The sequence below is a fragment of the Pseudomonas saliphila genome (genome assembly GCF_008638345.1).
Classification (GTDB): Bacteria; Pseudomonadota; Gammaproteobacteria; order Pseudomonadales; family Pseudomonadaceae; genus Halopseudomonas; species Halopseudomonas saliphila.
In genome coordinates, this window is record NZ_VTVA01000003.1 from 33007 (window position 1) to 49601 (window position 16595).

A 16595-nucleotide genomic window follows, 5' to 3' on the forward strand; every position below is an offset into this window, starting at 1 on the left:
AGAAATGCTGGATAACCTGATGGACTTTACCGAAAGCCGCCTTGGAACGGGCCTGAAGATAAGTTTTGGCAACGCCGATCTGGCTGCCATTTCTCGTCAGCTCGTAGAAGAATTTCGCTCCGTACATCATGCCCACCGTTTCAAGCATTATGTGTCGGGCGACTGTACCGGCACCTGGGACCGACTGCGCGTCGCACAGATCTGCCAGAACCTTATCAGCAACGCGATGCAGCATGGCGTGGCGGGCGGGGAGATCGTGGTGACCTGTGAAGGCGGTGATGGCAACGTCATCCTCACGGTCAAAAATGACGGCACACCCATACCGGTAGCGCACCAGCAGGAGATCTTCGAGATTTCCAACCGCAAGCATCATATGCAGGGCAACCCGAACAGAAATCTTGGGCTGGGCCTGTACATCGTCAAAGAGCTGGTGACAGCGCATAACGGCAGGATTCATGTGGAGTCCACCGAGAGTGCCGGGACGCTCTTCAGCGTGATGCTGCCCAAGGTCCCAGCCAAGCACTGAAAAGGTATGTATCTGCTGCAGAAAAAGCGCTATTGCGCTAGCGGACGCTACGAAAGTGCCAGTATAGTTACCGGCATGACCGCTCCTCCCCAACTCCCCCACGACAAGCTACTCGATCTGCTACTGGACGTTGTCTGCATAGTGGATACCGAAGGCCGTTTTCTCTCGGTCAGCGCGGCCAGTGAGCGTGTTTTCGGATTCCGACCCGACGAGATGATCGGTCGCACGTCCTTTGAGATGATGCACCCGGATGATCGTGATGCGACCCGGACCCTTGTAAAGCGCATCAATGCGGGCCTGCCCTCTTACGATCATGAGAACCGTTACCTGCACAAAAACGGCCATATTGTGCATATCATGTGGTCCACCCAATGGCTTGAGACTGAGCAGGTGCGGGTCGGTGTGGCGCGGGACATCACTGAGCGCAAGCGTGCCGAATCAATGCAGGCCGCCCTGTACAGAATTTCGGATGTCGCGCACTCGGCCAAGGATCTGCCGACACTGTATGCGCGGGTGCATGAGATCATCGGCCAGTTGCTGCCGGCCGAACATTTCTCCGTGGTGTTATACGACGCGGCGAATGATGAATTGAACGTCTCCTATTGCGTCGATCAATTCGACGCGCCCGCACCGCGCCAATCATTGCGTTCCGGCACGCTGAGTGCCGAAGTTATCCGCTCCGGCGAAGCCATGCTGTTCATGCCTGAGACGGCCGAACCCTGGTTGGCAACGTCGTGCACCCTAGCCGGAGCGCAGCCGGTTAACGGGCTGGGTGTACCGCTGCTATCGGGCACCGAGACCATCGGTGCTCTGGTGCTCCAGAGTTATACGGGCGCCGCGCGCTACAACGACGAGCATAAGCAGCTGCTGCAATTCGTAGCGGACCAGGTCACGACAGTGATAGAGCGCACGCGCACGCACTCGCAGCTGGAATACCTTGCATGCTACGACCACCTGACCCAACTGCCCAACCGGGCGCTGTTTCTGGATCGATTGCAGAATGGCCTTCAGCGAGCCAAAACCAACAGCTTGCGGCTGGCAGTTCTGTATCTGGACATGGATAACTTCAAGCAGATCAACGACAGCTTCGGCCATACCACAGGCGACCTTTTACTGCGCGAAGTGGCTGGACGCCTGACAAAGTGTGTGCGCGAGTCGGACACCATTGGCCGTCTGGGCGGCGACGAATTCGCCATTTTGCTGGATAACATCAGTAAACGGGAAGATGCCATTGTGGTGGCCGAGAAAGTGGTGGCCGCGCTGAGCACCCCCTACGTTCTGGATGGCAAAACCGTGTTCAGCGCGCCCAGCCTGGGCATCGCGGTATACCCCGAGCACGGCCAGAACCCGCTGCAGCTGATCCAGCTCGCGGACGAGGCCATGTACGTCTCCAAGCGCAACGGCGGCAGGCGCTATAACATTGTGGAGCACCCGGCAGCCGCCGGTTGAACCGTCGCTGGCGATAATGCCCATTGATCTGGGTCAGCCTTTGGTCATATTGCTGCAAGCCTCCTTGTAAAAGGGATTCCGGATAACTAGCTTCTCTCTTGTGCTAGGTGCTTCAAGAGGATATCCCCATGAGTAATCTTGTCCCGCGTAACCGGTTGCTTGACAATTTTTTCAAGGACTTTTCTGAGGGCTTTTTTATCCGCCCGCTGCATGGCGACAGCCTGCCTGAGCAGATCCGTATCGATGTGCAGGAAACTGACAATGCCTTTCAGGTCAGTGCGGAGCTACCAGGTGTAAAGAAGGAGGACATTCACATTGATGTGCAAGGCGCCCGGGTCACGCTGAAAGCGGAAGTGCACCAGCAGGACAGCAGTAAGGATGAGCGGTCCCTGCGCAGCGAACGTTACTACGGCAGTGTGGCACGTTCATTCGAGTTGCCCAGCGAGGTGGAAACTGACCAGGCCAGTGCCCGTTACGAAGATGGCGTGCTGAAGATGGAACTGCCCAAGCGGCAGAAATCACCGGGTGGTCGCAAGCTGGAAATCGAGTGAGAGGAAGGTCTGTATAGGAAAGGCAGTCCGCTGGCGCCCCGAACAGGGCGACCAGCGTTTTTGCTTTTAGAGCTTGGTTACAAAGGTTCGGGCCTGGTACAGAGCCAGGCCACTGAGCACGATGATAACCGCGACGGCGAGCATATCAGCCCCCGGAAAACCCCAGAAATCAGACATGGTATCTCCTTGGTTAGAGTGGGTGACGCTGGCGATCAGGCCAGCGCAGTATCACGCATGCGTTGCCGACCGAAGTCGTTGACTCTGAATTTGAACAGCACCCGACCTGCGCCGAAATACGCCTCGTCGTCGAGCTTCTCCTCAACGCTCTCGATGATGCCGCTGGAGAACAGGTCCGTCAGCGTGACGCGGGTGTTGCCGCGCCAGTAGGCGCCGCTCAAACCAAACTCCGCCATCAATGCGTCGGTGACTTGCCAGTCCCAGATGCCGGCGTCCTGCTTGGCATTGATCAGCTGAAGAATACGGCCTTTCATGTGCAGTTTATTCATGGGTTGCTCCTGTACTCACACATTGGCCGCATTAGCGGTGGTATTGGACGCTTTGCTGTCAGTGGACACGGCGCGCACGACTTCGAGTACTTCGTTATTTTCCGTGTACATAACGAACCCACCCGCGACGAACAGCACCAGACCTGCCAGGAAATTCCATTCCGGAAACTTGAAGGTAAAGGCCGCAAGGAAGATCACCGCGAAGAGTCCGTACAACGCCGCAATGGCCTGGCCACGCCCGACCCCAATCAACGGGAAGGACTTGTACCAGGAGACATAACAGAAGGCGAAGGTCACACCTGCCAACGTCAGCCAGCCCAGCGCTGCCCAATTGAATGTGGCCACGACCAGCTCCACTACCGGTTGATCAGTGAAGAGGTAGATCGCAGGCAGAATCAGCACTACCCAGTAGAGGACTTCAGCCGTGAACCGCACAGTGATGCCCACATCCGGGTCCGCCACGTCCAGCCCGCGGCCGGCGATAGCGCCTTCGACACCCCAACCCAGCGCCGCCATCGCGCCGCCGAGATAGCCAAGCCAGCCGGCCTCGCCCGTACCGGTCAGCTCGCCGATAATGCCGGGAGCATAGACGGTTACACCGCCGGCCAGGATGATGAAGATACCCAGCGCGGCGCGCCGTGTGATCTTCTCCTGATACCAGAGTCTGGCCAGCGTGGCGCCAATGATCGGATACATCAGCGCTGAAATAGCCGCGAACGCTCCGCCGATATACCCCATCGCCAGGTACGAGCCAAAGATCGCCATCGGACCGCCAAAGATGGCACCAATGAAGAACCATTTGGAGATGTAGCGCATCTGTTTGATGGTGCGTACATATTCACCCCATTTACCCAGCACCCCGTTCCAGACAAACAGGAAGAACAGCACGGCAATGGCATTGAAGGTAGTCAGCACCGCCGCTGCCAGCAGGAACTGGGCATTGGTGTCGTAGCTCAGGTCTACGTATGGCGCTTCAAACCAGACTGCCGAACCGGGTACATACCAGGCGCCCCAGAGCACGGCACACCACAGTGCCCACATGAACCCCCAGCGGATGCTGCTGGAGGTGAAACGCGAGCGTGCCTGGCTCAGGCTTGATTGACTCATGCACTCTCCTTGGCAGAGTGAGTCGGTTCTTCGTAGAGGAAGGCTTCCAACGAATCGTCCAGTGCATCCATCCAGCGCGTGTGGTGCACGGGCGCCAGAGTGCCGGTCAGGGTCGAGCGGTAGCTCTTGTTGCGATAACCGAGGATGTCCGCTGCCTTGTGGTGTTCCCACTCCTTGAAGATCTCGGCTACGCCGGTTACGTCGAACGCGGGGTAGTCAGTGGGCTCAAGCAGATCGAGTATGTAGGCTGCCTGGAAGTCGATCGCCTGGAAGGGATCAGCCACCTGCTCTTCGCGGCTAACCCATTCGTTGCAATCGGCCTGCATCGCTGCCGTTGTTGGCAGCTTGATGCGACCGAGCATCAGATCGCGGGCATACCAGGCCTGAGCATCGAACATGTTGAAGGTGTAGTACTGATCCTGCATGCCGAGAAACATCAGCTGCGGACAGGCCAGGGAAACGATGCCCTTGTACAAGCCTTCGGGGTACAGCCGGTTGTGCGTGGTCAGCGTCAGTTCATTGGGCAGAAACGGAAAGTGATGCTGATACCCGGTACACAGGATGATCGCGTCGACTTCCTTGCTGGTGCCATCCTTGAAGTGCGCCGTCTTGCCGACCACTTCGATCAACAGCGGCACTTCGGCGAAGGATTCCGGCCAATCGAAGCCCATCGGCTGGGTGCGATAGCTGAAGGTCACCGATTTGGCCCCGTACTTGTGGCACTGGGTGCCGATGTCTTCTGCGGAGTAGCTACTGCCGATCAACAGGAGATCCTTACCCTGGAACTCAACCGCGTCGCGGAAATCATGCGCGTGCAATACACGGCCGGGGAACTGCTCCAGACCATCAAAGTACGGCGCATTGGGGGTCGAAAAGTGCCCAGTGGCGACGATCACATGGTCGAACTCTTCGGTGCTCAGTTCGTCCTGCTTGAGATCGCGCACGGTGACCGCGAACTTACCGGTTGCTTCGTCCTGCGCTACCCAGTGCACCGCCGTGTTGAAGCGGATGTACTGGCGCACGTTGCTCTTGGCCACGCGCCCCATGATGTAATCACGCAACACGGCACGCGGCGGGTAGGACGGGATAGGCCGGCCGAAATGCTCTTCGAAACTGTAATCTGCAAACTCGAGACCTTCCTTGGGACCGTTCGACCACAGGTAGCGATACATGCTGCCGTGCACGGGCTCGCCGTAGGCGTCCAGGCCGGTGCGCCAGGTGTAGTTCCACATACCGCCCCAGTCGCTCTGCTTTTCGTAGCATACGATTTCGGGAATCTCAGCACCGTCACGGCGGGCGGCTTCGAAGGCACGTAGTTGGGCCAGGCCGCTCGGGCCGGCGCCTAGAATGGCGATTCTTAAGGTCATAATGACTCCAGTTAATAGCGATGCATCGTGCGTCGGGCGAGAACGCCCAGGCGACGATTAAAAGCGGAAATGAGCGCGGCACGAACCATAAAGGTTCGGCCATGAGGCTCCGCAATGGGCGCATTAATGTCGGGTTTACCGATGGCGCAATGTGATAAAGGCAGCATCTGTTTGATGAAACAGACGGCCGGGGGCGGACAGGCCGCCGAGCTGAAATACCAGTAAATCGAGAAGACGCCGGAGGGAAGCGCTCGACTGTCCAGGCAAATAAATCGCCGGGTAACGTGTATTCAGGAACGGCACGTTAACACAAGTTGGAGGTCCGTGTTTTCCATAACGGCCGTCCAGGTCGGCCGCGCCCCTCTGTGTCGGGCGTCGCAGGCTGACGCAAATATCTCTCATACATTCTTACAAGCGGCCGAAACAGTTAATAGGATCAGCATGCGGATCGCAGTCACCTGGACCGTATCAAGCTCGACAGTATCCCTTTAAGCCTTTCGGCGAATACGTTGCGCTAATGCTTGCAGACAGAGTATTTCAGCGAACAACCGCCCCTAATCGAGCGCACATATGAACCTTCTCCGTCGATTTACCATTTCCCAGCGGCTACTTGCCGTCACCTCGCTGACTCTGGTTATCATCTGTGTTTTGGTGGCGGGTTTTGCGGTGGACTTTCGACAAAGTCTGCTCGATGGGCGCGCGCTGAAAACCCAGCACATTGTCGAGTCCGGGATGGGCGTGCTGGAGTATTTCCATGACCGACAAATGAGTGGTGAACTCACCGAGGCGCAGGCCAAAGCACAGGCCATGGCGACTCTGGAGAAGCAGCGCTACGGGGAAAACGATTACTTCTGGGTGCACACGCTGGACTTGAAGATGCTTATGCATCCCTTCAGCAAGGCGCTGGAGGGCAACAGCATCGCCCAGGTAAAGGATCCGGACGGCAAGTTTCTATTCCGTGAAATGAACGATGTGGTCCGTGCCGATGCCGCCGGTTTTGTTGATTATGCCTGGCCGAAACCGGGCGTGACGGATCCGGCGCCCAAGATTTCCTATGTTTCGCTGTTCGAGCCCTGGGGCCTGGTGCTGGGTTCTGGCATTTATCTCGACGATGTTAACGGGTTTTTCTGGGCGCAAATGACGCCCAAGCTGACCCTTGTCGCGCTCGGTCTTGTGCTGCTCATTGGGTTCAATCTGCTCATCACCCGCAGCGTCAACGGTCCACTGGGCCAGGCAGTGCGCGCGATGAATAATATTGCCACCGGTGAAGGTGATCTGACCCAGCGGCTCGACGCGACTGGCAACGACGAAGTGGCCGGGCTGGCGCGCGGTTTCAACGCCTTTACCGACAAGTTGTCCGGGGTAATAGACGAGCTGCGCGATGTGGTCTCCCGCAACCGGCAGATCGCAACCGATGTGGGCACTGCAATGGGCAAGGCCGAGGCTTCCTACAATCAGCAGAGCAGTGAACTGGACACCATCGCCTCCGCAGTAGAGCAAATGAGTGCAACGGTGGAAGAAATCTCGCGGCGCATGTCCGATTCATCGGAGGCGGCAAAGGAAGCGGGAGCGCAAAGCGCACGGGGTCACCAGACGGCCGACAACACCTCGGCGATGATGACCACGCTGGCGACCGATATCACGCGTGCCAGCCAGGCAGTGAGTGAACTCAACGAGAACTCGAAAACCATTGGTTCGGTGCTGGAGGTTATCCGTGGCGTTGCCGACCAGACCAACCTCCTCGCTCTCAACGCGGCCATCGAAGCAGCCCGGGCCGGCGAACAGGGACGCGGTTTTGCCGTGGTCGCCGACGAGGTAAGAACGCTGGCCAGCCGCACGCAACGGTCGACTGACGAGATTCAGGGAATGATCAGCTTGTTGCAGAGTGGCACGACCAAGGCCGTGAACTCCATGGAAGGTAGCCACCGGCAGTCCGAAGAGATGCAGGTACAGGTTGAAGCGTCCCGGACCGCACTGGCGTCGATCGCCACGTCTGTATCGACCATTACCGATATGACGCACCAGGTGGCTGCGGCTACCGAAGAACAGTCACAGACATCCAACGAAATTGCGCGCAGCCTTCACCAGCTCAGCGCCCTGGGCGGCAAGGTCATGTTTGAACTCAAGGATACTGCCGAGAATACCGAGCACCTGAAGGTTGCGGCCGAACAGCTCGAGCGCCTGATTGGCCAGTTCAAGACAGCACGGCGCTGAGCGGGCAGAGACGATTGCACGCTCAACGCATATCAAACAGTTCCTGATGGAAGTCATCAACCTCAAAGCCCCGCGCAACCAGCCCCTCGCGCAGGGCATGCCCGAACCCCGCGGGGCCGCAGAACCAGACTGAGGCTTCCCGCCATCGGGGTACTCGCTCGCATAGCCGGTCGGGCGTTAGCCGCTCATCCCGGCCATTTATGATCAGATGCAGACGTACCCCTGCTTCCTGGGCCAGCTGCTCGAGACGCTTGATGAATTCCTGGTCAGGTTCGGCGGTGGAGTAAAACAGATCGATGTCCCGGCCGTCCTTCTGCACGGTCAACGCCTGCAATCGCGCGATAAAGGGCGTTATCCCGATGCCACCGCCTACCCAGATCTGGCGATCCTGTCGGCTGGCAAAATCAAAACAACCGTAGGGCCCCTCGACCGTCACCACTTCCCCGGCTTTGAGGAGTTTGGGCAGTTTGCTTGTGTAATCGCCAAGCGCCTTGATGTGAAAACGCAGCGTGCCAAGGTGGTTCCAGCTGGAGGACATGGTGAAGGGGTGCGCGCCTTCATGGTTGTCGAAGGTGACGAAGGCAAACTGACCGGCCTTGTGACTTTCCCAGCGATCACGTAGCTGCACTATTACTTCCAGCACGCGGTTGTCGCGGTGATATTCGAGTGAATCGACATACCCGATCGCTTTTTTGTTACGTCCGATCCCGCCCATCAGCGAGACCACCGCAGCGATACTGCCCGCAACCATGAGTGCGGCCATCACCAGACCGATAGCCGAATTCCAGTAGTCGGGTTTCATGAGGATGACCGAGTGGTAAACCAGAACCAGATAGACCAGCGCCAGCAGCCGGTGGGTGTTGAAGAATAACCGATAGGGAAACAGCTTTATCAGGGCGATCAGAATGAGCACAACGGCGGCGTAGAATGCCCACTCCCCTACCAGCTCGGCAAAACCGCGCTGGCTCTGCATCATTTCTACCAACGCAGAGTGATCGGGTCCGCCACCGCGTCCCCGCTGCGGCTTGGTCAACAGCCCCCAGCCAACCAGCCACTTCGGCACCACCGCCCAGGCCCAGTGCACGATCGACACCACCAGAGCGGTCACTCCTAGCCACTTATGCAAACGATAACTCTTGTCCATGCCCCCGAGAAAAGGCTCAACATGGAACGGCCGTAGCGCCAACACCATCCCCACGCTCATAGCGCCCATGGCAAGCACACCGGTGAAATTTACCAGTGACGCACGCACCGGGAAGAACGCGTGGGGGCCAGAGAGGATGTTGTCAGCCAGCAACCACAGCGCGGTAAGACCAACAAAGAGGATGGTGTAGACGATACGGATGTTTTTCATGGATCCCTGCCGGAACGTGATCGTTCTGGCAGGGGCGTCAGCGCATCACGTCGTACTGGATGGAGCACTCATGATAGCGAAGATCGGGCGATCTTGATTTGATCCAGGACAACCGTCAGCTCACCGCAGGAAGTCCACAATCGCGTTCTGAAAGCTCGGTTTGACCAGCACGCTGGAATGATCGCCAGGTACCACCTTGAGTTGTGCACCCGGGATCGCTCTCTGCAATTTACGCGGATGCAGGGCAAAGGGATCGCTCTCGCCGGCGAGAATCAACGTGGGTGCAGTGATGCGCTCCAGCGGGATACGCTTGGAGTGAAAAGCAAGCGCCTGAGCGGCCATGGCTTTGCGGTCTGCCCAGACCATATCCGCGAGTAACCGAAAGCCTGCCAGCGTCGGATTGCGGATGCTCCAGCGGCTGGCGAGCATAGCGTTGGCCAGAGCCTTATGGCCACTCGCCCGGTAACGGCTATCCAGATGCAAGGTGGCGCCGCCAATACCCCCCGCGACTACACGCCGAATGCGCCGTTCCTCCGTGGCGGCCAGCAGTGCGACCGTAGCGCCCATCGAGTAGCCAACCAGATCCACCTCTTCCAGACCCAGCTCATCCAGCAGGCAGCTTATGTCCCTGGCCATGCGGGATTCGCCATAGGAGGCGGAATCATGCGGTTTGCCGGAACGGCCATGGCCTCGGGCATCCAGCGCGATGACACTGCGTCCTGCCAGGTTGAGCCGGCGTACTATGCCTGGCACCACCCAATTGACGCGCATATTGGCCACGTAACCGTGTTGCAACACCACCGGTGGCAAGGCGGACTTGCGCGGCCAGGCCTGATAAAAAATCTCTACCCCATCGAACGACTTGAATCGACTCATACGCCCCCCAGGACATGCGTCAGTGACGATTAAGTATTAGACGGCGAGGCTAGAGTACAAAACCTAATTTTGTATTTTTTTTGATACGTATCCGAATTAAGATCACGGCGCCATCACGGCTATCGCGGCCTTTTGATTAGAACCTGCTGGAGGGGGGCAAAGTTATTGGCCGGTCCGACAACGTTAAGCGGCTTCTCCTGAAAAGAGAAACCAAAAAGAAGGCACCTGCCAGGCCTTCTCTATTGGGCTTGATCGAGCATCTTAGAACTTGAACAGTACCCCGATGGAATAAAGGTCAACATCACTGTCAATATCGTACCACTCCCACTCACCGACAATACCGAACTGGTTGGTGAGCATGTATTGAGCACCAAGCCCATACATGAGGTCGGTGCCATCGTCGCTAATACCGGAAGCAGCACCGCTCCCGTCAACATCCCACATAATCGCGCCGAACTTGCCGAACACGCCGAACTGCTCGTTGAGAGGCCAGGTGCCTTTTGCCGCGAGAGTCCATCCGTCCACTTCGGCGCTGGCTGCCGAGCCGCCTACCGATCCACTGATCTCACCGAAATCCACCCAAGCTGCCTCGAAGGCGACGTTCGGATTCATCTCCCAACCGCCAAAGATCTTCCAGCCGGTGTCCGTATCGTCGCAATTGGTGACACCATCGCACGCATCAATCGTAGCGTGTCCGATGCCTGCTCCGCCATAGAAGCCATTATCTGCGAGGGCGTCGGCCGTCATACCCAACGTCAACAAGATTGCGCCAACAAGTCTCGTTTTATTCATGATCTGCTCCTGATATTGACCCTGAAAAAATCATCCTGCTAAGTATAGATGTCAACGCCGCTTATATCCTGTGTGCCCGCCTACACCTGCCTTTACGCACGCGGCTCGAGGCAGCCGATTGCCAGGCGGGTCGCGCCACAACGAGACGGCAACCTAGTGTCTGTTGCGCTCGTCGATGCTTAAAGGCCCTGGGCCCACCGCAGCCAGCAGCAACAGCCCGCCAATCATCGAGATCTCCTTCCAGAAGGTGTTCCACTCGCCCTCGACCCAGAACGGGTGGAAGATGAACGCCGTACCCAGCGTGAACAGAATGAGCAAACAGGCCGCGATACGCGTCTGGAATCCGATGATCACTGCCAGTCCGGCAAACAGCTTGATGGCAAAACCGATCCACACGGCAAAGGCAGGCAGGCCCTTCGAGGCGGCGTATTCGATGGGCAGGTCACCTGTAAGCAAGGCAAACCCACCCAGGAAATAGACCAGCACCAGCAACACACGGCCTACGGCCATGACATAACGGTTGTGTAAGCTCTCTAGCATTGGGGTCACCCGTCGCGGTTGGTTAGTGAGCATTGATACCAGCCTAGTGGTGATAACCGGCAGGTCAATGTGATCCCACGTGCCCGAAAACCATTCCGAGCCTGCCCGCCTTTGGGGGTGAAGTGCGGCCTGCGCCACGCTGGCTGGCCATCAGGCAGCCAGCGTAGGCATTTTCGCCCTTCAGTGACTGGTCCCCTCCTCGTAATTGATCTTGTTCCAGACGTTATATTTGCCCGAGGGCTTGTTCATCGGAATCCGCTTCTCTTCCTCGAGGGTCTCTGCGTCATAGACGATGACGGCACCGTCCTTCTCCCAGATGCTCAGCAGCAATTTCTTGCCGTAGCGGTCAAATTCGACATGCGCGGCGACCTTGCCCGGTGCAGGCTGCAAGGTTTTCACAATCTCCAGGGTTTGCTTATCGATGACGTGAACCTTGTCCTGGTTAGGACCGAAGAAGACATCCACCCAGGCATAGCGAGAGTTTTCGTGGCTGCGCATGAAAAAGCCCGGCCCCTCAGTTTTGAGAGTTTTGATGACCTCCCAGGTTTGCATGTCGATGATCGAAACGGCGCCGGTGCCAAGGTGCGGCGTAGCCATTACCCGCCTGCCCTGCGATTCCCAGGTGACGCCCGACCCCAGGTGCGGCATGCCGGGTAGCGGAAGTTCGGCAATGGTGGCACCGGTATCAAGATTAATCACGTAGCCGCGCTTGCCGTCGCGCGCAGCGCCGATGAGGTGCTGATAGTCTGGATCGAAGAAGAAGTCATCCAGCCAGGTGTCGGTCTGCATTTGACGAACCTTAGCCTCGCCATCCTGCACGGTGATTTCCCAGGCTTCGGGGATATCCTTGAGCGCGGCGATGAAGCTGTTCCTGGGTGGCGCGGTGTAGACGGCGCTGACCCGGGAGCTGTCTCCGGCGTCATTTCCCACCGGGATGACGTCCACCAGCTCGAGGTTGGCGGCGTCGAACAGCACCAGCGTGTGGGGCAGATAGTTGGCGGCCATCACGTACTTGCCATCAGCCGATACGGCGATATTGCGCATGTTGATACCCGCGCGCACTTCGGCAGTCACGGTGAGGTTGAACAGATCGTATCGGGTGATCCAGCCGTCGCGGGAGCCGAAGTAGACATAACGGCCGTCAGGACTGTATTTCGGGCCGCCATGCAGAGCGTAACGACTCGCGAAGCGATGGATCGGCTCCATTTTGTCGCCATCAAGAACGGTAACGTGGTGATCGCCGGTCTCTACCACCAGAAACAGGTTCATCATGTCGGCCTTGTACGCCGGCTCGTCAGGTAACGTGCCCGAAGGATGAGGCAGTAAATGGCTGGCGAGAATTTCCGCCTGGCCCCAGTCAGGCGTTTTGGCAGGCGCGCGGTAAATGTAGTCTGCCAGCGCCGTGATGGCGTCCGCGTCGAGAACATCGGCAAAGGCCGGCATCTGGGTGGCGGGCTGGCCGTTGCGGATAACCGCCTCGGCAGCAGGCTGTTTGAGGCGGGAAAGGTTTTGCGGCAGCAATGCCGGGCCCATGCCGCCCAGCCGGTCAGCGCCGTGACAACTGGCACAATGTTGCTGGTACAGCGCCTCGGTTTCCTCGGTCGGGTTGGCCTGCAGCGAGGTGGAAATCAGTAGACTGGTGCCAAGAATGAGCAACGCGTTTCTTCGGATCATCATGCAGACCGGCCTCCGGCACTGGCTGCGACGGCGTCACACCGACCGCGCTGCCAACCGGATACGGCGGGTTGTGCGAGCTTGTCTGCCAGGCGAACAACTTCGCCCACGATGATCAGTGTCGGGGGCTGGAAATTTTCGCGGATGATGGTGGCCTCAAGGTCCAGCAGGGTGGTGACCGCCATGTGCTGTTGCGGCGTAGTGCCCCGCTCCACCAGCGCTACCGGACAGTCACCCGACAGCCCATGGGCCATGAGTTCGCGGACGATGGTCGGTGCATTGTGCAGTCCCATGTAAAACACCCTGGTCTGCCCCGGCGCGGCCAGTACCGCCCAGTTCAGCTCCAGGGTCTCGTCTGACTTACGGTGCCCGGTGACGAAGGTGACGCTCTGGGAATAGTCCCGGTGGGTCAGTGGTATGCCGCAGTAGGAGGCGCAACCGGCGGCGGAGGTGATACCCGGCACCACCTGGAACTCGATATTATTATCGACCAGGAATTCCGCTTCCTCGCCACCACGACCGAAGATATAGGGGTCACCGCCCTTCAGTCGGACTATCCGGCGCCGTTTCAAGGCCAGTTGCACCAGCAGTGCATTGGTGTCCTCCTGGGAGACGAAATGGCAGCCGCTGGCCTTGCCGACATGGATACGTTCGGCTGCCGGGTTCACCAGCTCCATGATCTGAGGCGACACCAGACGGTCATACAGGATGACATCGGCCTGCTGAATCAGCATCAGTGCCCTCAGGGTCAGCAGGCCGGGGTCTCCCGGACCTGCGCCAACGATGGCTACTTCACCGGCTCGTAAGGGTTGTTCCGCCATCTGAAACTCCACCAGGCACTTCTTCCCTTGACTGATAATCATGAGGCTTGTCCTTACAGGTTATTAACCGGAATCTCGACGACCGGAGTGGCGATGCGCCGGGGCGCATCGACCACGCCGATTTCTTCATTGGTGAGATAGCAGCCTGGGTCTTCTTCCCAGAAATCGTTGGAGATGTTGTAAGCCCTTACCCGTGTATTGCCATTGCAGATGTCCAGATATTTACACTCCGCGCAGCGTCCCTTGACCGGTCGTGGATGCTGGCGCAGACCTACCATCAACGGGTCGGTGGTCTCGGACCAGATCCTGGAAAACGGCGTTTGCCGCACGTTACCCAGATCATGGTTCCACCAGAAGGTGTCTGGATGTACCACGCCCAGGTTGTCGATATTGGATATATTGACGCCAGAGGAGTTGCCGCCCCAATTGGTCAGCCGCTGCTCCAGAGCCTCGACCTGATCGGGGTAGTGCTGCTTCGCCCACTCGATCAGGAAGGGACCATCGGCGTCGTTGTTGCCGGTGACGTATTCGCGTTCGATTCCCCGTTGCAGTTCCTGATGGCAGTGATTGAACATCATGTTCATCGCTTCCCGGGTCATGTCATACCAGGCATCGCGTTTGCGATTCCGGCCGCCACGGCCGGAGTAGTTCAGGTGCGACAGGTAGAACTTGTCGATACTGTGCTCATCAAGCATTTCCAGCATGGCAGGCAGTTCGGAAAAATTGTCCTGGGTCAGGGTGAAGCGCAGGCCCACCTTGATACCCGCTTGCTTGCACAGGGCAACGGCGTGCATGGATTCCCGGAAGGCGCCTTTTTTCTGGCGAAATTCATCGTGGGTGCTTTCCAGACCATCGATGCTGATACCGACATAGTCATAACCCGCCGCGGCAATCTGCTCGATATTGGCTTCGTTGATCAGCGTGCCGTTGGTGGACAGCCCCACGTAAAAGCCCATTTCCTTGGCGCGGCGGGAGATATCGAATATGTCCGGACGCATCAACGGCTCACCACCGGAGAGGATCAGAACGGGCACGCCGTACGCCTTGAGATCGTCCATGACGGTATAGACTTCCTGCGTGCTCAGTTCGCCTTTGAAGTCGATGTCAGCGGAGATCGAATAGCAGTGTTTGCAGGTCAGGTTGCAGCGGCGAATCAGGTTCCAGATCACCACCGGGCCGCTTGGTTTTGGCAGTTTACGCACTGGTGCTGGGTTCATCAGGCTTTTGATGTAGCGAGTCATGCGGAACATAAATTTTCTCTCTCATCGGGAGTGGCTGTTTCACCGCTCCGGAAGCGATGTATATGCGTACTCGTGATGCCATGCATCAGGAGGTATGCGTCTATCTTTTGAGTCGCAGTCCGGTTTTCTTGAGGATCGCGGAACTGTACAAAATCGTGCTGCCGGCACAGGTGTCACCCAACAGCTCACGTATGTGTTCGGCTTTTTCTTCGACCTCCCCCCGGCTGGTGCCATGCACCATCGCAAACAGGTTGTAGTTCCAGTAAGGCAGGTGTCTCGGGCGTCGATAACAGTGGCTGACAAAAGGCAGATCACCGACTGACTGGCCCATCTCGCTGATGGCCTCATCCGTCACGTCCCAGACGGTCATGCCATTGAAGCTGTAACCCAGACGGTAATGATCCGGTACCGCGGCAACCCGGCGAATAACGCCTTCATCCTGCATGCGTTGGAAGCGGGCCAGGACTTCCTCGGCGGGCATGTTCAACTGTCTGCCCAGCTCGGCCCAGGGGTCCGGAACCAGCGGCAGGCCGGCCTGAGTGGCCAGGATAAGGGCGCGGTCTCCGTCTCGGAGCGTGCTGATCTCAGACGGCGAAGTGGAGATTGACATGGAATTCTTCCTCCTTCGGCATGTTGTAAACCGGGTAGCCGGTGATCGCTTCAATCTGAGCGATGGTCGCCAAAATGCCTCCCGGCGTTTCCGTGGCGAGGACGAACCACATGTTCAGTTCATGTTCGCGGCGGTAGTTATGTGCCACTTCGTCGAAGGCGTTAACCTGCTCGGTGACGCGGTCAAAGTCCTGCTCCGGAATGCGCATGGCGGCCAGGGTCAGCCCGCCGCCCATTTCACCGGCGTGAAACATGGGGCCAAAACGCGTGAGAATGCGCCGTTCCAACAGGTCCTGAAGGGTTGCCAGAAGCGTCTGCTCGGTGATGCCGAGTTCATCAGCGACCGCGGCATAGGGCGATTGCACCAGCGGCAGGCCAGTTTGCAATCGGTTGATGACCGCCCGCTCTACCTCAGTGAAATCCGGGACGACCTGAGTGCGCTCAGCTGTGGCTGACATAACGACCTCCCCTTTGCCGGTAGGCTTTGGTGCTGAATAGCACGGCGTGGGGTATGTGTTGCAGGCCATTATCGGTAATCAATGATTGCAGCTGGCTCAGAACCCGCTGCCGGTCGGTGCCGTGAATCATGCAAAACAGATTGTAGGGCCAGTCGAGCCCTCTGCGCGGGCGCTGATAACACAGGGTGACGCAGGCTGTGCCGGCCATGGTCTGACCAACATCCTGTACCTGATCGTCCGGCACATCCCAGACCACCATGGCATTGGCGGCGTAGCCAAGTGTTCTGTGCCGCACCACAAGCCCGAAGCGTTTGATGAGCCCCTGGGTCTGCCACTGGCGGATCGCGATCATGACCTGCTGTTCCGACAGACCACTCATCTCAGCCAGTTTTGCATAGGGTCGTGGTGTCAGCGGCAGGCCCAGCTCAAGCTGCCGGCGAAGCCGCAGCAAGCCTTCGGTATTGTCCGGCCCAGCGGCGATATCAGGAATCGCGGCCTGGTATTCGGGGA

At 58.2% G+C, this 16595-nt stretch carries 16 protein-coding genes and 1 pseudogene; 4 read left to right on the forward strand and 13 right to left on the reverse strand.

Annotated features, from left to right (window positions below; genetic code table 11):
* The first annotated feature begins 19 nt into the window (after positions 1–19).
* From FHK95_RS20555 to FHK95_RS04085, 3 genes are all read left to right on the forward strand, one after another.
* Positions 20–526 (forward strand): sensor histidine kinase, encoded by a 507-nt coding sequence (locus FHK95_RS20555; protein WP_456239135.1) that lies wholly within the window; start codon positions 20–22, stop codon positions 524–526.
* Positions 527–601: 75 nt separating this feature from the next.
* A complete protein-coding gene (locus FHK95_RS04080) occupies positions 602–1975 on the forward strand; it encodes a sensor domain-containing protein (RefSeq protein WP_150303346.1) in 1374 nt (457 codons plus the stop codon).
* 128 nt (positions 1976–2103) lie between these two features.
* On the forward strand, positions 2104–2526 hold the full coding sequence (locus FHK95_RS04085; RefSeq protein ID WP_150303347.1) for an Hsp20/alpha crystallin family protein: 423 nt from the start codon (positions 2104–2106) through the stop codon (positions 2524–2526).
* A 212-nt stretch (positions 2527–2738) separates the two neighbouring features.
* Here the strand turns inward: FHK95_RS04085 and FHK95_RS04090 are convergent, their stop codons facing one another.
* Genes FHK95_RS04090 through FHK95_RS04100 form a run of 3 tightly spaced genes read right to left on the reverse strand, consistent with a single transcriptional unit; the run spans position 2739 to position 5506 of the window.
* A complete protein-coding gene (locus FHK95_RS04090; protein WP_150303348.1) occupies positions 2739–3032 on the reverse strand; it encodes a hypothetical protein in 294 nt (97 codons plus the stop codon).
* Between the two features lie 15 nt (positions 3033–3047).
* Positions 3048–4139: a DMT family transporter gene (locus tag FHK95_RS04095; protein WP_150303349.1), complete on the reverse strand. Its 1092-nt coding sequence runs from the start codon at positions 4137–4139 to the stop codon at positions 3048–3050.
* Positions 4136–5506, reverse strand: a complete 1371-nt coding sequence (locus FHK95_RS04100) for an NAD(P)-binding domain-containing protein (RefSeq protein ID WP_150303350.1) — start codon at positions 5504–5506, stop codon at positions 4136–4138. The genes FHK95_RS04095 and FHK95_RS04100 overlap by 4 nt, the downstream gene beginning before the upstream one ends.
* Positions 5507–6076: 570 nt before the next feature.
* Here FHK95_RS04100 and FHK95_RS04105 point away from each other — a divergent pair.
* The gene (locus FHK95_RS04105) at positions 6077–7720 is read left to right on the forward strand and encodes a methyl-accepting chemotaxis protein (protein WP_150303351.1); all 1644 of its coding nucleotides are present in this window, start codon (positions 6077–6079) and stop codon (positions 7718–7720) included.
* Positions 7721–7742: 22 nt separating this feature from the next.
* Here FHK95_RS04105 and FHK95_RS04110 read toward each other — a convergent pair whose 3' ends face one another.
* The 10 genes and pseudogenes from FHK95_RS04110 to ahbB (FHK95_RS04155) all read right to left on the reverse strand — a co-directional run bounded on the left by FHK95_RS04110 (position 7743) and on the right by ahbB (FHK95_RS04155) (position 16566).
* The gene (locus FHK95_RS04110) at positions 7743–9074 is read right to left on the reverse strand and encodes a ferredoxin reductase family protein (protein WP_150303352.1); all 1332 of its coding nucleotides are present in this window, start codon (positions 9072–9074) and stop codon (positions 7743–7745) included.
* Positions 9075–9194: 120 nt separating this feature from the next.
* The gene (locus tag FHK95_RS04115; RefSeq protein WP_150303353.1) at positions 9195–9950 is read right to left on the reverse strand and encodes an alpha/beta fold hydrolase; all 756 of its coding nucleotides are present in this window, start codon (positions 9948–9950) and stop codon (positions 9195–9197) included.
* 261 nt (positions 9951–10211) lie between these two features.
* A complete protein-coding gene (locus tag FHK95_RS04120; RefSeq protein WP_150303354.1) occupies positions 10212–10742 on the reverse strand; it encodes an outer membrane beta-barrel protein in 531 nt (176 codons plus the stop codon).
* A 153-nt stretch (positions 10743–10895) separates the two neighbouring features.
* Positions 10896–11282, reverse strand: a complete 387-nt coding sequence (locus tag FHK95_RS04125) for a DoxX family protein (RefSeq protein WP_178114707.1) — start codon at positions 11280–11282, stop codon at positions 10896–10898.
* Between the two features lie 180 nt (positions 11283–11462).
* A complete protein-coding gene (locus FHK95_RS04130) occupies positions 11463–12956 on the reverse strand; it encodes a cytochrome D1 domain-containing protein (protein ID WP_150303593.1) in 1494 nt (497 codons plus the stop codon).
* Positions 12956–13792 (reverse strand): annotated as a pseudogene (cobA, locus tag FHK95_RS04135) (uroporphyrinogen-III C-methyltransferase); the annotation flags it as partial. The gene FHK95_RS04130 and the pseudogene cobA, both read right to left, overlap by 1 nt.
* Positions 13793–13830: 38 nt before the next feature.
* Entirely contained in the window at positions 13831–15027 is a 1197-nt protein-coding gene (gene nirJ, locus FHK95_RS04140; protein WP_150303357.1) for a heme d1 biosynthesis radical SAM protein NirJ, read from the reverse strand.
* A 91-nt stretch (positions 15028–15118) separates the two neighbouring features.
* Positions 15119–15628, reverse strand: coding sequence for a siroheme decarboxylase subunit beta (gene ahbB, locus FHK95_RS04145; protein ID WP_150303358.1), 510 nt, complete (start codon positions 15626–15628; stop codon positions 15119–15121).
* Positions 15603–16085 carry an Lrp/AsnC family transcriptional regulator gene (locus FHK95_RS04150; protein ID WP_150303359.1) on the reverse strand — a complete coding sequence of 161 codons (483 nt, stop codon included), beginning with the start codon at positions 16083–16085 and terminating at the stop codon, positions 15603–15605. Before FHK95_RS04150 ends, ahbB (FHK95_RS04145) begins: the two co-directional genes overlap by 26 nt.
* Positions 16069–16566: a siroheme decarboxylase subunit beta gene (gene ahbB, locus FHK95_RS04155; RefSeq protein ID WP_235906718.1), complete on the reverse strand. Its 498-nt coding sequence runs from the start codon at positions 16564–16566 to the stop codon at positions 16069–16071. The genes FHK95_RS04150 and ahbB (FHK95_RS04155) overlap by 17 nt, the downstream gene beginning before the upstream one ends.
* Positions 16567–16595: the final 29 nt, after the last annotated feature.

Excerpts from the sequence above, each read along its gene's own strand:
- FHK95_RS20555 (WP_456239135.1), top strand. The coding sequence starts at position 20 with ATGGACTTTACCGAAAGCCGCCTTGGAACGGGCCTGAAGATAAGTTTT.
- FHK95_RS04080 (WP_150303346.1), top strand. The coding sequence starts at position 602 with ATGACCGCTCCTCCCCAACTCCCCCACGACAAGCTACTCGATCTGCTA.
- FHK95_RS04085 (WP_150303347.1), top strand. The coding sequence starts at position 2,104 with ATGAGTAATCTTGTCCCGCGTAACCGGTTGCTTGACAATTTTTTCAAG.
- FHK95_RS04090 (WP_150303348.1), bottom strand. The coding sequence starts at position 3,032 with ATGAATAAACTGCACATGAAAGGCCGTATTCTTCAGCTGATCAATGCC.
- FHK95_RS04095 (WP_150303349.1), bottom strand. The coding sequence starts at position 4,139 with ATGAGTCAATCAAGCCTGAGCCAGGCACGCTCGCGTTTCACCTCCAGC.
- FHK95_RS04100 (WP_150303350.1), bottom strand. The coding sequence starts at position 5,506 with ATGACCTTAAGAATCGCCATTCTAGGCGCCGGCCCGAGCGGCCTGGCC.
- FHK95_RS04105 (WP_150303351.1), top strand. The coding sequence starts at position 6,077 with ATGAACCTTCTCCGTCGATTTACCATTTCCCAGCGGCTACTTGCCGTC.
- FHK95_RS04110 (WP_150303352.1), bottom strand. The coding sequence starts at position 9,074 with ATGAAAAACATCCGTATCGTCTACACCATCCTCTTTGTTGGTCTTACC.
- FHK95_RS04115 (WP_150303353.1), bottom strand. The coding sequence starts at position 9,950 with ATGAGTCGATTCAAGTCGTTCGATGGGGTAGAGATTTTTTATCAGGCC.
- FHK95_RS04120 (WP_150303354.1), bottom strand. The coding sequence starts at position 10,742 with ATGAATAAAACGAGACTTGTTGGCGCAATCTTGTTGACGTTGGGTATG.
- FHK95_RS04125 (WP_178114707.1), bottom strand. The coding sequence starts at position 11,282 with ATGCTAGAGAGCTTACACAACCGTTATGTCATGGCCGTAGGCCGTGTG.
- FHK95_RS04130 (WP_150303593.1), bottom strand. The coding sequence starts at position 12,956 with ATGATCCGAAGAAACGCGTTGCTCATTCTTGGCACCAGTCTACTGATT.
- nirJ (WP_150303357.1), bottom strand. The coding sequence starts at position 15,027 with ATGTTCCGCATGACTCGCTACATCAAAAGCCTGATGAACCCAGCACCA.
- ahbB (WP_150303358.1), bottom strand. The coding sequence starts at position 15,628 with ATGTCAATCTCCACTTCGCCGTCTGAGATCAGCACGCTCCGAGACGGA.
- FHK95_RS04150 (WP_150303359.1), bottom strand. The coding sequence starts at position 16,085 with ATGTCAGCCACAGCTGAGCGCACTCAGGTCGTCCCGGATTTCACTGAG.